Here is a 13,713-nt window from a genome sequence, read left to right as displayed (position 1 = left end):
CCCTCGCCGGAGCGGTCACTTGATGTCCTGGGCGCTCCGCAGGTTCGTGAACGGGTTGAATGCCGGTGCTTTCGCCTGCAGCAGGTAGGCCTTCATGTCGCCCCCGTAGAAGGCGTTCGGGTTGGCCATCATGAAGTTCTTGCGGCGCCCGGCGTCCTCGTCGTTGCCGAGCGACAGCAGGTAGTTGATGGAGACGAAGTTGCAGAAGCCCTCCACGTAGGGCTTTTTAGAAAGCTTGTTCTCGTAGAGCCAGATGTGGGTGAGTTCGTGGACCAGGGTCTCCATGAAGGCCGCTTTGCGCATCCCGTTGAGAATAAAGATCGTGTAGCTGGTGATCTTGTTGTCCACACCCTGAGCCTTGCACAGGCCCAGCAGGGTGCCCTTCTCACCCAGCCCGTGACCCTCGGCCAGGATGACGTTCGCGGGCACCACCTTGACGCTGAAGTTCGGGACCTCCTTGGGGAAGGTCTCCTTCTTACTCTCGAACCACGAACGGATCCAGAACAGCCCGTCCTTGACGCAGGCTTCGACGTCGAAGGCCGGGCCGGAAGCGCAGAACGCGCACCGGGCGTCGTTCTCGGCCAGCAGCTTGGCCCCCCGCAAGGGGGTCTTGGACTCCGCCAGGTAGGCGGGAGTGCAGCAGGCCCGGCACGTCTGCGCGACGGAGCAGGGCTTGCAGAAGGAGAGTTCGGAGAACGTCCACGGACCCCAGACGGAGGTCATCGTCGTGGGTTTCACGGTGAATCTGATGATCTCGACGTACTCTTCCTTGCCCACGGTGAGCAGCGTCGTGCGCTCAGGACAACCGTCGCACCTCTTCGGCTGCACATCTTGCATGTCGCTGTGTTGGCTTCCATGGCGTACAGCGTCAGGTGGGCCGCTTGCCGTCCGATGCACGCGCAATTTACGCACCAGCGCAATGCCGGGATTGGGCCAGGGCGCGGCGCGGCTGCAGCACCTGGGCCTGCTGGAGACCGTCCGTGGTCGCAGTGGCGGGGTACGCCTCGCCGCCACGGCCCGCACTGCCTCGATCGGCGGCCTCGTACGCGAACTGGAGGGCGGGACCGAGGTCGTCGACTGCGACGGCGACCCGATACAGCCGCAGCGCGCAGGCGACCGGCGAGCAGAAGCACGCGCTGGCCGGTGCGGTCGCCGCGTTCGCCGGGCACCTGGTCGGCGCCGGCCCGGACGCCCCGGTCTTCGACCACATCGTGGAGCGCATCGCACAGCGACACTGCGCCCTGGGCATCCGCCCGGAGCAGTACACGGTGGTCGGCGCACCGAGGCGCACGACACAGCGTCGTTCATCCTCACGCCGGCCGACGGCGCACCCAGCCCACCCGCGACGTCACGGCCGTGCACGCCGACCGCAGCATGGAACGCCACCCGCTACGCGCCGACATGATCGCCAACGGCTCCCGGCTACTTTCCTTCCGCAACCTCGTCTGGTACGAGCAGACGGTCCCAGACGGGCCGGATGCCTTCACCGGTTTCATCGACACCGACGCGATCCCCCTGCACCCCGAGGCGGATGTCTACCTGTGCGGTCCAGTCCCGTTCATGCAGATGGTCCGGGCCGGCCTGCACCGCCGCGGCGTACCGGACGAGCGGATCCGCTACGAGGTCTTCGGCTCCGAACAGTGGCGCCCGGCCCCCGTACCGACGCCGGCCTGACCGTACCAGCCCGTGCCTGAGGTCCCTGAGAGCGCCATCAACCACCTCATCATCCGCGGGACGACCGGCGCTGCCCGCCGTCCCACCGAACCGTGATCGAATCCACCAGTGTGCTGATTCTCGACGGTGCAGTATCTGCTCAGCCGGAACGCACGCCACCGATCGTTCCGGATATTTCCGGATCATGGAGTGTGCCGCCCGAATGAGGAGGGTGGGACGAGAAGCGCTTCCGCGCCGATCGGAACGTAGCCGGCGGCGAGGAATGTTCGGACGCTCGCCGCATTGCCCGGGGCGATTTGAGCCCAGAGAGGGTGCGTGATGAGATGCCTGGCGGCGCGGGCGAGGGTTCGGCCCAAACCGCCTCCTCGGCTGGAAGGGTCGACCTCGATCGCGACCTCCCATCGAGCGGCGACGCCTCGTCCGATGACCAGCAAACCTCCTGGACAGGTCCAGACGCGTACATCGTCACGATAGCGATGGGCGCGCCGGACACGAGGATGGGCCGCATCCGTGACCTCGACCAGTTCGATCGGTGGAGGACCAACGCAAGGGACAGCCACAGCGAGCATGTCGATGTTGTTGACTCTGCGCCCCATAGCTTCCTCTAGTTCCATGAGGAAGGGCGGGTTCAGTGGCGCCGATAGGTCTCCGTCGGGAAGCCGAGATCTGATCCAGTCCTCATCGAGGTCGGCGTAGATCACATTGTGGGCGGTGAAGGCGATCACTCCCGCGTCACGTGGGGACGGCTGCGGGACGATCGTGGGGCCAGCCCCAGGCTGGGGCATATGTCCGCTAGCCGCATCGGCAAGGATGTCCTGCAAAGCGATCATCCGCAGACCGTAGTCGCTGGCCCGGCGTACTTTCAAGGGCCGTCAAATCCACACCAAACGCGCCCCCGAGCACGTACGGGAGGCTCACGGGGCCTCCCCGAAATCGGCTTGCCTTTGGTCTCGACACCGCGGAGATCGACATCACGTGGCAGCTTCAGTGGCGCTGAGCCTGGGGCCCGTCGTGCGCTCGACGACCTGCCCGGTTCCCCGGTCTCAACAGTCGCGATCTCCGGCTTGGTCCGCACCGGACACGCCGGCCGCCTGCGCGGCGATGACGGCCGCGACCTGCTCGACGACCGTCCGCGTGTGCGCCGGCCGTACCGTCCAAATGATCATGGGAAGGGACAGCCCGGCCAGCGGGCGCCATGGCCACTCGAGGAGCTGGCGGGCGGCGGTGTGCGAGCCGACGACGACAGCGTCGGCTTCCGCGGCCTCGGCGCAGGCGAGCGCGCCTCGTCGTCCGTGACCGTCCGGCCCCGTCTGTGGCCGTCGTCACCCAGCTGGTCACCCAGCCGGAGACGCCCGGCGCAGGGCTCACCTGCGCAGGCCGTCTCACTATTCTCACGGCATGACCACCGAAGATCAATGCGCCATCATAAAGGACCTGCTCTCCCTCCCCTTCCCGCAGGAGCGAGCACGGGTGGGAAACCGATCCAGCGGTCCGGGCTACCACATGCGTGTTCTCCAGGCCAGCCAGGATTTCTGGGACGATCGCAGTGAAGAGACCGTCGAAGCCGCTGAGGAGGTGATCGACACCGCTTACAGGGAGCTGGAGACCACTCTGACGGCACGCTGGGGCAGCCCCGAGACGGTCGATCTGGAACCGTACCTGTGGGCCGAGGACCCAGCCCCGGAACCGATCGACGAACTGTGTCAGCTCAGCGGGCAGATGCTCGTCTGGCGGCGACCGGAAGCGGGCCGATGGGTCGCGCTCGCCATCGGCCAAGCCGATCGGGAGTTCCCCATCGAGTTGCTGGCGGCGGTTGGAGCCCTCTCTGCCCCTTAACTCCTATGGTCGGTCGTGTCCGGTGTTAGCGCGAGCACTCCGGTTCCCCGTGCCCTCGTCTCGCGCGTCAGGGTGTACAGCTGACGCCGTACGCGGCGGCGATCTCGGGAGCCAGGTCGAAGGCGATCTCCGTCCACTCCTCGATCTGCTCATCGCTCCCGCTTCATATGCCGTCGACTCACCGCGTAGCGGCAACGGGCAGGGGACGGAGTGTCAAGCTCAGCTTGGCGTGTACGTTTGCCGGTCGCCGTTCCTCGATCATGCGTTGTCCTGCGGTCAGAGCCGGGCTTGATACGGAAGAGTCGGTCTGCTGGGCTTGCCTGAGTCGATGGTGTGCGAGGTGATCAGCCCCAAGCCACCCATCGACGTTCAAGGCCGTGTGGCGATCACCTCGGTGCCGGAGCGCTTCCGCCGGAGGCTCTGTTCTTCTTGCTTCGAGGTCCAGCGGGGTCCTCGGGCGGCCCGCTGGCGGCGAACACCGTAAAGCACGTCCACACGGTGCTCCGTAAGGCCCTCACGGACGCTGTGCTCGTGGACGAGCTGCTTCTGTTGTGGCGCGCATGTGGCAGATGGGATTTAGTACGCCCCCGCCGCCACCCGGCGGGTGACGTCCGCGCTGGACCCGCAGGGCCACTTGCCCAGCGCGCATCGCTCGGCGATGCCCAGACGCAGCAGCAGCCTGGCAAGAACGCGGGCAGGCTGGGGAACCGTCTCCACACCGCCACGCCGGCAACCAGCGCATGCGGCCTCCTCGCCTCGCGAGGTCGGCGGTGTAGCCGCAATTCCGGCAGTCGGGGCGGTCATATGGGTGAGGACTACGGCCAAGTAGCGACCGGACCAAGTGGGCATTGACTCGTGATCTTGCTGGCTGTATAAATGGTGTATTTATGTGGCATTCGTCCTGGGCGGCACCATCGACATCCGATATGGGAATCGCTTGCCTCGCATTTCTGCCTTATTGAAAGGAGGATGCTGAACATGCGCCTCCGCACAGTTTTTGTGGGTACAGGATTCTCCGTAGCCGCGGTCACGGGAGTTGGGGCTCCGGCCCACGCGCCAGCCCCACCCAGGCGACCAGGCGCATCAACCACCACTGCATCGAGCCTTGCCGGCCGACAGTGAAGGCGGCCCCGCCATCCGTCGGCGTAGATGCTCCGTTAGTGATTGCGAGCGGTTGCTGTAGATCATGGAGATGAGGAACATCGCCGCCGACGATGTGGCCCATGCGCGGATACTGATATTCGACCCGGAGAGCTGGATCAGCGCGGGGAAAGGCGTCCGGAAGGCCGCTGATGATCTGGCCGAGGGCGTGGACGAGTTCTGCCGGGCGGTGGATGAGCGCCCCTTCGGTCAGGACGATCTAGGCCGGGCGCTGTTCGAGGGCGATCCCGAGGCGGGCATGCCGGGGTTCGCCCGACTACGTGACGACCTGCTGAAAGACCTGGTCGGAGCGGTGAACCTGCTACGCGCGATGGCGGCCGGGATGGTCGTCGCCGGGTGCAGGTATGCCGCAACCGAGGACTTGAACGCCAGGATGATTGCCGGGAGCAGGTACGCCGAGGCCGAGGAGGCGACCACCGAGATCCCGTACGCGCAGGGGTACCCGGGATGGCTGACGGATCCGGATGTGTACAAGCCCCGGCTGAGCCTGAGCGGTCTGCCGACGACCACACCAGCGCCTGACTTCGTGAGCCAGGCGATCTGGTTCCTCGAATCTGTAGGAGTCGGGTCCGCGTGGCCGGATGGTGATCTCGACGGTGTGGCGCGGCTGCGGGATGCCGCGACGACGATGGGACGCGTGGTCGCTGACGTCCAGGAGCAGGTCGCCGGGCAGGCCGGGCGGGTGACCGGGGCCGGGTCCGGGCTGGCCACGGCTGTGTTCGGACGTACCGCACGGGTGGTGCACGGCGAGAATGGGCAGCTGGCCGACCTGCATCGGCGCTGCGCGCATCTCGCCGACAGCGGCCAGATCGGCTACGACGCGATCGTGGAGGCCAGACGGCGATTCCTGGCATCCGCGGCGTTCGTGGTGGCACTGATGCTCATTGCAAAGCTACTGGCCCCCCGGCTCGGCCCCCTCCTCGACGCCGTGGTGAAAAAGCTGCTCCGAACCGAGGGCCAGGTACTGCGGATCACGTTGCTGATCATCCGTCAGGCAGCGTTGGGCGCGATGTACTCCGGCGGACTGAGCGCGATCGACCAGCTGTTCGCCACCGGCACCATCAATGTCGGGAAGCTGGTTCGGGATATGTTGCACGGAGTGCTCGCCGGCGGGTTGATGGCCGGTGCGCACGGCGCGCTGCCCGCATTGCTACGCCGAGGCGGACCCGCGCTCACGGGCCTGGCCGAGGCCATGGAGTCGGCCACATGGGAGCGGGCATTCTCCCGGATCATGGTCGGCGGTGCGGTGAGCTCAACAGTGCTGGCAACCACGGGATGGGCGAGCGGCGCCGGCTGGGATTGGAAGCGCGCCGCTGAGATGGGCTTCGGCATGGCCGCACTCAGCACCGGCGCGGGTATCGCCGCTCGGTCCTGGCCTGCCCCACCCTATGCGAGCCTGAGGGGCAGAGAATGGAAGCAGAGCCCGGCCAAGCGGTGGCATGACGTCAAATGGGCCACCGGGATTGTCATGATCACCACTCCTGCGAACGCCATCTTCGCACTCGCAAAGTTCGCCGAGGACGGAAGAAATCCCTTCTTCTTCCAGAAACGGGTTGGCCAGTTCGGCCGCGAGTTCGACATGGCCAAGGGCCGTACGATGAAGATAACCGACGGCATGAAAGGCGGCAGCGGCGAACGTACGAGCGTCGGTAATGGGTGGTCGCGAACCACCCTCGACGAGACCGTCCAAATGCTCTACAACGTCATCATCAAGGGAAACATGTCGGTCGTAAACGACCGACCGCTATTGACCCCCGACAGACAGAGAACAGTAGCGGCACTCGGGCCCATCCTGGGGCCACGCTGGAACGAAGCGGATCTGGCCGGAAAGCCTGGGTGGCTCGGCCCATTCCCCAACAAGACCGTCGAGCTCAATCTCAAGCAGGGGACATTCGCGTACGACCTTCAACGAGGCTTCACGGGCCTCTGGCATGACCAGCACGCGAGCCTGAAGTTGGACCGGGAGATCGCCCGGAAATTCCTCTCCACTTACTGGAAGCGCATTCTCTAGGCTCGATCTTCCGTGCGCGTACTCCGCGACACCCAGGATCCCATCCTTGCCGAGTGGAACCCTCCGCTGCTGTGGCCACTGGGGCGAAGCAGTGTGCCCAGGGACCCCGCCCCTCGTCTCATTGATCTCAACGGACAGCGCGGCGATCGCCGAGAACAACGCCGGGCTGATCTGGGGATCCGCCAACAGCTCCGCAACACCCTCGGAGAAGTAACAGGGCCACCCCTCCGCTTCATGCTCACTCAAGCGGCAGGCCCTGCCGCTCACGGCGAGCGAGGATGTCCTCCATCGTGACGACCGGCAAGGTGCCGTCCATTGCGGCCCGGCGAATCTGCTCGGCCTCGGGGTCGGTATCCAGCATCGCCTCACACCACCACCGGCGCAGGATCGCCTCAGCCTGATCCAGCGGCGCCGTACCGAGCTCGCGGTAGAACTCCATCCGCCGGCCACCTTGAAGCGCGTCGGCGATCCCGTCGACGGTACGCGGCACCCGCGGCACCCGAGGAACTTGTGGATGGACAGGCTGAGCGCTCATACCGTGAGGATAGCCGCCAGACGCGACAGCGCACTGGGAGGAGACCAGGTGAAGCTCGCCATAGGGAAATCAAGAGGCCCTCGCGAAGATCGCGAGGGCCTCCCGCCTGTGAGCCGACGAGGGGAATCGAACCCCTGACCTTCTGTTTACAAGGTCCACAAACGATCTTCAGGACCATTCAGGTCCGTTCGCTGCGCCAGTAGGAGGTCGCCTTGCCGTTCAGGCTCGTACGGCTCAGTTCATGATCGTCCGTTCGGGTGGCTCCCCACGTAGCTCCCAAACCGGGGCCGCCGTCCTGGCCGAGATCACCCGTGTGCACTCATGAGCAAGCATGAGGCCAGGTTGATGTATTAGGCGTCACAGACCTTATGACTTCCATCCGCCCCATTCCCGTGGGTCACTGTTGCAAGGCCGTCCTCCACGGGCCACGAGGACATGCCATGAGCGATATTCTCCGTGCATGGGACGTGATGAACGTGGTGTGACTCCTCAGAATGAGGACTTCTCGGCCTGGTACAACGAGCTGGTTGCCAAGGCGCAGCTCGTTGACAGGGGACCCGCCAAGGGCACCATGGTCATCCGACCATACGGCTACCGCCTGTGGGAGCTCATCCAAGAGGAACTTGATCGCCGGATCAAGGACACCGGTCATGAGAATGCTTACTTCCCTCTACTGATCCCAGAGAGCTACCTTCGGCGAGAGGCCGATCACGTCGAGGGATTCTCCCCTGAGCTCGCCGTTGTCACTCACGCTGGCGGTAAGGAGCTCGAAGAGCCGCTGGTCGTTCGGCCGACCTCAGAGACAATCATCGGCGAGATGATGGCCAAGTGGGTCTCATCCCATCGAGACCTTCCGCTCCTGCTGAATCAGTGGGCCAACGTCGTGCGCTGGGAATTGCGGCCCCGCATGTTCCTGCGCACGACGGAATTCCTCTGGCAAGAGGGTCACACAGCACACGCCGACGAGGCGGACGCCATGCGCGAGACGATGCTGGCACTGGATCTCTACACGGAGGTTGCGCGGGACATCGCGGCGATCCCAGTAGTACCTGGCGAGAAGACACCTGGGGAGCGGTTCGCCGGCGCAGTGCGTACCTTCACCATCGAGGGCATGATGAGGGACGGCAAGGCGCTCCAAGCTGGAACCTCCCACTACATGGGCACGAATTTCGCCAAAGCCTTTGACATCCAGTACACCTCCGAAGCTGGTCGTCTCGAACTGTGTCACACCACTTCATGGGGCATGTCGACGAGGATGATCGGCGGCGTCATCATGACCCACGGCGACGACAAGGGCCTGGTCCTACCACCTAGACTCGCCCCCTATCAAGTTGTAATCGTGCCGATTGGACGTGGCGATCAGGGCGCGCAGACCTCGGCCGCGGCACTGGAGCTTGCAGGGCGACTTAAGGCGGCCGGTATACGTACCCATGTCGATGATCGCGCACAGCTTTCACCTGGCTTCCGGTTCAATGAATGGGAGCTGCGCGGCGCCCCTATCCGGCTGGAACTCGGTCCGCGTGATCTTGAGTCTGGCACTGTAGTGATGGCCAAGAGGCTGGGCGACGAAGGCAAACAAAGCATCTCGCTGTCTTCTGCACCGGAGCTCATTCCTGGCGTACTGGAGGAGTTCCAAGCCTTCCTTCTTCAGCGGGCTACCGAATACCGCGACAGTCACACTATGAGAGTGGACACCTGGGACGCCTTCACGAAGGCGGTGGCATCGGGATGGGCGTTGGTCTTGCACTGCGGCAGACCCGCCTGTGAGGACGACATCAAGGCCAAGGTCGCAGCAACTCCACGCTGCATTCCGCTCGACGGTACTCCGGAGACCGGATGGTGCGTGCATTGCGGTGAAGCATCGGCATATGGCAAGCGTGTCATTTTTGGGCGGGCTTACTGATCACGGTTACCACGATGCTCCGTGAGCCGGGGCTGAGGAACGAAGTCCCGGCTCGTCGATCGCCCCAAGCACGTACGGCGTCCAGCCATGCAGTGGCGATCGTAGGGCTGCATCTGTGCGGCGGCGCGGCAACCCCGGCCAGAGCGTCCGGTCAGTACGGCGGGGCGGGCGTGCGGTGCCCGGCCCGGTGTCCCGCCGCTGTCCGGGACCGGCCCCCAGGCCGCACGCCCGGACGGCGGGCGGGCGGAGGGCCGGTGGTACGGCGGCGCGCCGCGCCGCCGCTTGATACCTATGAGATCAATTCGGCAAGTTTTCCAGCGCCAAAGCCCAGGGGTAGCTGTCGATGCGTTTCCCGCCAGAGCTGGGCGGGTGTGGCTCGAACTGAGCTGGGCCGAGTAGGACTCGGACTCCTTCAGACCTGAGCTGGTCAACACTGCGTTGGAAGGGGGCTCGTGAGGCTAGGGCGGTGTTGACGAACGGCAGGATGACTACTGGAATGCCGAGTTCAGGGGCCTCGGAGAGCAGGCCGAGCGCGTAGGTGTCGGCGATGCCTGAGGCGAAGCGCTGCCGTTGCCTGCCGGGCTCTCTGTTAGCAAGGGTGTTAGCAAGATCTCGACTTTGTCCTGACAAACAGATGGCCTCTGAACAAGAAATCCCTGTTCAGAGGCCATCTGACGGAGAGCCGACGAGGGGAATCGAACCCCTGACCTTCTGTTTACAAGGGCAAGGCAGCACCCTGGCGGACGTATCACCGGCCTGGCCAGATGGCTGATGGTGGCTGGCGTCGAACGGCTTTGTGAGGCTGCGTTGCTGTACTTCTGTGCTGTACAGAAACGGCGAGAACCCGAATGCCCGGTGGCAAGCGGACCCGTACCGCAGGGCCGCCAGGCCCGAGGAACGGAAGCCGCGCGGCAGCCTGACCTTCCGCTTTTCAGGCGGAGCGTTCACCCTGCTCCAGTGATCAAGACCATAGTCAGGTGCGTGTGGACGGTGGCGCGGATGCGTCGGCGTGTGGGGACGTTGCTGTCAGCGCTGCTGTCACCTCTCCCATGGCCATCGGGAGGCGACGAAGAAGGGCCGCTGCAGCAATCGCCACGGCCCTCGACTACGGGAACCGAGGCCGGCGATCGTCAGGGCCTCACCGGTGACTGGTCGACAGACAGGTCATCCGTCGCCGATAACCTCTTCATGAACCTGGGCCAGGTGCTGGACTGAAACGTCCGTTGCCAGGCATCAGAGTGCGCCGACGGCTGAATCATGGGGAGTTTGTGGCATGGACTCGGCAACGCTGCACACGGCGGCACGACGGTACCTGATGGAGCGGTACGACGAGCTGACCGACAAGTACGCCGCACTGCCCAACGAGGGACGGTCCGCGTTCGGGTACAGCTACCGTCGCGAAGCGTGGCGCATCTTCCCTCACTACAACGTGATCGCAGCGATCCTGGAACACGTGGAGCGGCTCGATCCAGACCGGCTGCCCGAGTTCACCGACCTCGTCGACGCCCTATCCGAGGCTGCCGACACGGCCCAGTCACCGTTCACACAACCGGCATCAAACAAGACCGAGGCCAAGGCAATGGCCGAGGAACGCCGACTGTTTCAGTCGACCCTGCAAGACTGGGTAACGCGGGCCGACCTTCCGGCGGAACCGCTACCGTACCGACGCGTGTTGGCGCCCGCCGAGTCGTTCGAACGACAGAAACAGTTGGAGCAGCGGTGGGGGCTAGCGGGCAGGTCGTGGCACCCCATGCTCGCCGGGCCAACTCCACCCGACGTCCTCGTGCTGTCGGAGGCATCGATGTGGGACGAGCAAGGACTCGCCCAGGTGCGCGCCGCAATACGCGACATGGGCGGCGGCCGCGTGACAGAACTGCGCGAGTACGGCGCGGACTACCTCGTAGATGCAGAGGTGTTCGAACCCCAGTACACCGGCGCTGAAGGCGTGTGGAGCGATGACACGCTTACCTGGATCGCGTTCGCATCCCACGAGGGAACGGTCGCCTTCGGAGGCCAACTCGCCACCGCCCTCGAAGCAAAGTGGACCGAGCTCGACCGGTGGCGCTGGTCAGCCTAATTGAGTCATCGCACGATGCCGCGCAAAATCGAACACGGCGGCAAGTGCGCGGTAGACTCTTTACATGACAACCCCCGCGCAACAGGAGGCTTCTACCGGAACGGCTGTCAAAATGGACAATTCGATTGTCGTGGCACGAATAAGCGCGTACGCGGCCGTTCTGGTAGCAATCATCACGGTAGTGGGGCCCAAGGTGGCAGAGTACATTCCTCAAATCGCCGACTCGCTAACCAGGGCAACAGCGCCCGCCAGATTTATGTGCGCCAGAGACATTTCCCATAATCCAAGAGGCGAAATATCGGCTTACCGGCCATGTTCCGCCCCTACGGACCTGACTAGGGACCTCTGCCTGAAAGACATCTCAGCGCTATGGCCGGGTGAGGGTGCCTCGGCTTACGTCCGATGCAAGGAGACTGTCTAAAGCAGGGCGCTCGGGTCGGCGGGTTCCAGGTGTACAGCGGGGTGGCCGTACGACGATGCCCCGCGCGGCGCTCGTGCGAGAACGGCCCCCAGGCCGCACGCGCAGCCGTAGCGCGGGACGGCAGCGCGGGGCGTACTGCGGCGCGCCGAGCCACCGCTTGAGGGGCAACGCGAGTCGGACCGTGTCAGCCCCGTGACAATCACCGCTAGGAGTACGAAGAATGATTAGAGCACTCCAATTGCATGTCCTATTGTTATGGCGACGGCTAGAAGAAGATCACTCTTCTCTGTTTATGTCGGAACCATCACAGTTCAAAAATACAGTCGTATCGGCGGCGAGAATGCCCCTACGCTTTGCGGTATGACTGTGAGCGTTGCGTTGGCCTTTCTGGATCTATGGAGACTTGCTCTTGTCGGACCTCCAACTCCCGCTCCCACGCCCGTTGGTAGTAGCGCCACTGATCCTTGGCAAATTTTTTTGGGCATAGGGGCAATTCTCGGCGCCATTGCGGCCGTCCAGCAACTGATAGCGGCCGTTGCTAAATATCGTCGACGCAAAGAAGAATCCCGGCTGTTTCAAATCATGAAGGATCAGCTCGACGCGGAGCATGCGAGGTCTGAAGCGCAAACCGCTAAACAGGAAGCTGACAGCCTCTCCGAGATGCGCGAGGTTCTGCGCAAGCAAATCGAAGAAGACGTCCCACGCGAGGCTCGACGCCTATACATAGAACACAGGTTAAGCGTACTAGGCCGAGAAATTGCGGAGCAATATAGAGAGTATATATCTCTACAGAGTGAATTGAACACAGAAGTTCGCACTCAGCTGGATGAGCGCCTAGCCACAGTGATCGAGGAAACAATTGTCCCTGCCCAGGTGTCCCGCAGTAGACGCGAGAGATGGATACTGGCGCTCCTGGTAGCCATTGGGCTGTTCACTTTTACGCCATTCGATTTGCAGCGCATCTTCTCTTACTATATAACGCAACCATTTTTCATTATTAACCATTCATACCGGTTCACTGAGTCGGCCGTAGGTTGGTCGCTCGCGGGAGCGATCCTCATTTGGACGTCAGCAATTTTCCTACTTGCAAAGATTCACTGGGTGCGCAAGACCACGGCTCGTTTCATCCGCGCGCCCAGGGCCATCGTCAGAGCAGGATTGATTATGGGACCTGGCGCAAGCTTCTTGCTGTTGGTGGCGGGCTACTTTCTCGTGGCTGATGCTCGCCGAGCTTATATTGGTACCGGAAACTCCGATTGGTATGAAGCGGCCGACCGGGCGGCTATCTGTTTTCATCTCGCATCCTTTATCGTTGGCGCCCTCGTTGCCTACGGTTTCCTGTCGCATTTTCTGAATCGAATATTCCGCCTCGGCAAGAAACGCGAAAACCGGGCTTCGATTAAAGGCCGATAAGCTGCGTCGCACCCCTGCGGCGTCAATACCCTTGTTGTATTCGCCGAACCGTTTGTGCGGAGCTTATGCAAGTAGGATCATCCTGTGCGCCACGATCGCGACTTATGAATGGCGCGCCCCGCTATTCGGTGGTCCAGGGCTGAGGAACGAAGCCCTGGACCTTCGATCGCCCCTGGCCACGTGCGCTGATCAGCCACGATGTGGCGATCGTAGTGGTGCATTTGCACGGCGGGTATGGTCTGCCCCGAGTTTTAAGAGTGCTGCCGTCAATTGCGATGCGCGGCTCGCAGCCGCTGCCATCCGGGACCGGCCCCAGGCCGCACGCCCGGACGGCGAGCGGGAGGCTGCGGTGTCCTCAGCGGTCTGGTGCTGAGACACCAGGTCCAGACGGTCGAGGGCTTGGCCGTGATACGCCTTTCGACGTTCTAGCTGTTCGCCGTATTGCTGATAGCGCGTGGGTGGTGCTGGCCGCGACCGGCCGAAGAGCCGCAGCGCGGCCAGCGACCGCCCCACGCGCGCGGGACGCCACAGGCGGCACGCGCCTTGATGACGTGTAGATAAGTTGCTTTCGGCGCTGTCCGTAGGTGTGTCCTGTCTCGCTTGATGGTTGACACTCTGGCCTCGCTTGATGCTTGACACCTTGATCGTCTTCTGTGCCTGCTCGTGGCGGTATCGACGCTTC

Annotated in this window: 11 protein-coding genes; 7 read left to right on the top strand and 4 right to left on the bottom strand. The window is 63.7% G+C overall.

Annotated elements, in window-relative coordinates; translation table 11 throughout:
• Positions 1-15: 15 nt before the first annotated feature.
• The gene (locus tag AB0C30_RS54110) at positions 16-837 is read right to left on the bottom strand and encodes a hypothetical protein (RefSeq protein WP_357959887.1); all 822 of its coding nucleotides are present in this window, start codon (positions 835-837) and stop codon (positions 16-18) included.
• On the opposite strand from AB0C30_RS54110, the gene AB0C30_RS54105 reads away from it, so the two are divergent.
• Both AB0C30_RS54105 and AB0C30_RS54100 read left to right on the top strand, forming a co-directional pair.
• Positions 749-1,405 (top strand): Rrf2 family transcriptional regulator, encoded by a 657-nt coding sequence (locus AB0C30_RS54105; RefSeq protein WP_357959880.1) that lies wholly within the window; start codon positions 749-751, stop codon positions 1,403-1,405. The genes AB0C30_RS54110 and AB0C30_RS54105 overlap by 89 nt on opposite strands.
• Complete coding sequence (locus tag AB0C30_RS54100) at positions 1,357-1,674, top strand: hypothetical protein (protein ID WP_357959884.1); 318 nt, start codon at positions 1,357-1,359, stop codon at positions 1,672-1,674. Before AB0C30_RS54105 ends, AB0C30_RS54100 begins: the two co-directional genes overlap by 49 nt.
• A gap of 1,043 nt (positions 1,675-2,717) precedes the next feature.
• Here AB0C30_RS54100 and AB0C30_RS54095 read toward each other — a convergent pair.
• Positions 2,718-2,840, bottom strand: coding sequence for a hypothetical protein (locus AB0C30_RS54095; protein ID WP_357959617.1), 123 nt, complete (start codon positions 2,838-2,840; stop codon positions 2,718-2,720).
• A gap of 232 nt (positions 2,841-3,072) precedes the next feature.
• Here AB0C30_RS54095 and AB0C30_RS54090 point away from each other — a divergent pair, with 232 nt between their 5' ends.
• A complete protein-coding gene (locus AB0C30_RS54090) occupies positions 3,073-3,510 on the top strand; it encodes a hypothetical protein (protein WP_357959614.1) in 438 nt (145 codons plus the stop codon).
• A 576-nt stretch (positions 3,511-4,086) separates the two neighbouring features.
• On the opposite strand, the gene AB0C30_RS54085 is transcribed toward AB0C30_RS54090, so the two are convergent.
• Entirely contained in the window at positions 4,087-4,227 is a 141-nt protein-coding gene (locus AB0C30_RS54085) for a hypothetical protein (RefSeq protein ID WP_357959611.1), read from the bottom strand.
• Between the two features lie 475 nt (positions 4,228-4,702).
• On the opposite strand from AB0C30_RS54085, the gene AB0C30_RS54080 reads away from it, so the two are divergent.
• Entirely contained in the window at positions 4,703-6,682 is a 1,980-nt protein-coding gene (locus AB0C30_RS54080; RefSeq protein WP_357959609.1) for a sugar transferase, read from the top strand.
• 238 nt (positions 6,683-6,920) lie between these two features.
• Here AB0C30_RS54080 and AB0C30_RS54075 read toward each other — a convergent pair whose 3' ends face one another.
• On the bottom strand, positions 6,921-7,217 hold the full coding sequence (locus AB0C30_RS54075) for a hypothetical protein (RefSeq protein ID WP_357959606.1): 297 nt from the start codon (positions 7,215-7,217) through the stop codon (positions 6,921-6,923).
• A 460-nt stretch (positions 7,218-7,677) separates the two neighbouring features.
• On the opposite strand from AB0C30_RS54075, the gene proS reads away from it, so the two are divergent.
• From proS to AB0C30_RS54060, 3 genes are all read left to right on the top strand, one after another.
• Positions 7,678-9,120 carry a proline--tRNA ligase gene (proS, locus tag AB0C30_RS54070; RefSeq protein WP_357959603.1) on the top strand — a complete coding sequence of 481 codons (1,443 nt, stop codon included), beginning with the start codon at positions 7,678-7,680 and terminating at the stop codon, positions 9,118-9,120.
• Positions 9,121-10,393: 1,273 nt separating this feature from the next.
• Positions 10,394-11,197 (top strand): hypothetical protein, encoded by an 804-nt coding sequence (locus tag AB0C30_RS54065; protein ID WP_357959600.1) that lies wholly within the window; start codon positions 10,394-10,396, stop codon positions 11,195-11,197.
• A 676-nt stretch (positions 11,198-11,873) separates the two neighbouring features.
• Positions 11,874-13,031, top strand: coding sequence for a hypothetical protein (locus AB0C30_RS54060; RefSeq protein ID WP_357959597.1), 1,158 nt, complete (start codon positions 11,874-11,876; stop codon positions 13,029-13,031).
• Positions 13,032-13,713 lie beyond the last annotated feature (682 nt).

Origin of the sequence: Nonomuraea sp. NPDC048901, assembly GCF_040649695.1 — a bacterium.
Lineage (GTDB): Bacteria > Actinomycetota > Actinomycetes > Streptosporangiales > Streptosporangiaceae > Nonomuraea.
The sequence above is the reverse complement of the archived record's forward strand: the minus strand, read 5'-3'. Positions and strand labels throughout refer to the sequence as shown.

Coding starts and splice junctions, on each gene's coding strand:
- AB0C30_RS54105 (WP_357959880.1), top strand. CDS start 749: ATGATCTCGACGTACTCTTCCTTGCCCACGGTGAGCAGCGTCGTGCGC.
- AB0C30_RS54110 (WP_357959887.1), bottom strand. CDS start 837: ATGCAAGATGTGCAGCCGAAGAGGTGCGACGGTTGTCCTGAGCGCACG.
- AB0C30_RS54095 (WP_357959617.1), bottom strand. CDS start 2,840: ATGATCATTTGGACGGTACGGCCGGCGCACACGCGGACGGTCGTCGAG.
- AB0C30_RS54090 (WP_357959614.1), top strand. CDS start 3,073: ATGACCACCGAAGATCAATGCGCCATCATAAAGGACCTGCTCTCCCTC.
- AB0C30_RS54080 (WP_357959609.1), top strand. CDS start 4,703: ATGAGGAACATCGCCGCCGACGATGTGGCCCATGCGCGGATACTGATA.
- AB0C30_RS54075 (WP_357959606.1), bottom strand. CDS start 7,217: ATGAGCGCTCAGCCTGTCCATCCACAAGTTCCTCGGGTGCCGCGGGTG.
- proS (WP_357959603.1), top strand. CDS start 7,678: ATGGGACGTGATGAACGTGGTGTGACTCCTCAGAATGAGGACTTCTCG.
- AB0C30_RS54065 (WP_357959600.1), top strand. CDS start 10,394: ATGGACTCGGCAACGCTGCACACGGCGGCACGACGGTACCTGATGGAG.
- AB0C30_RS54060 (WP_357959597.1), top strand. CDS start 11,874: ATGGCGACGGCTAGAAGAAGATCACTCTTCTCTGTTTATGTCGGAACC.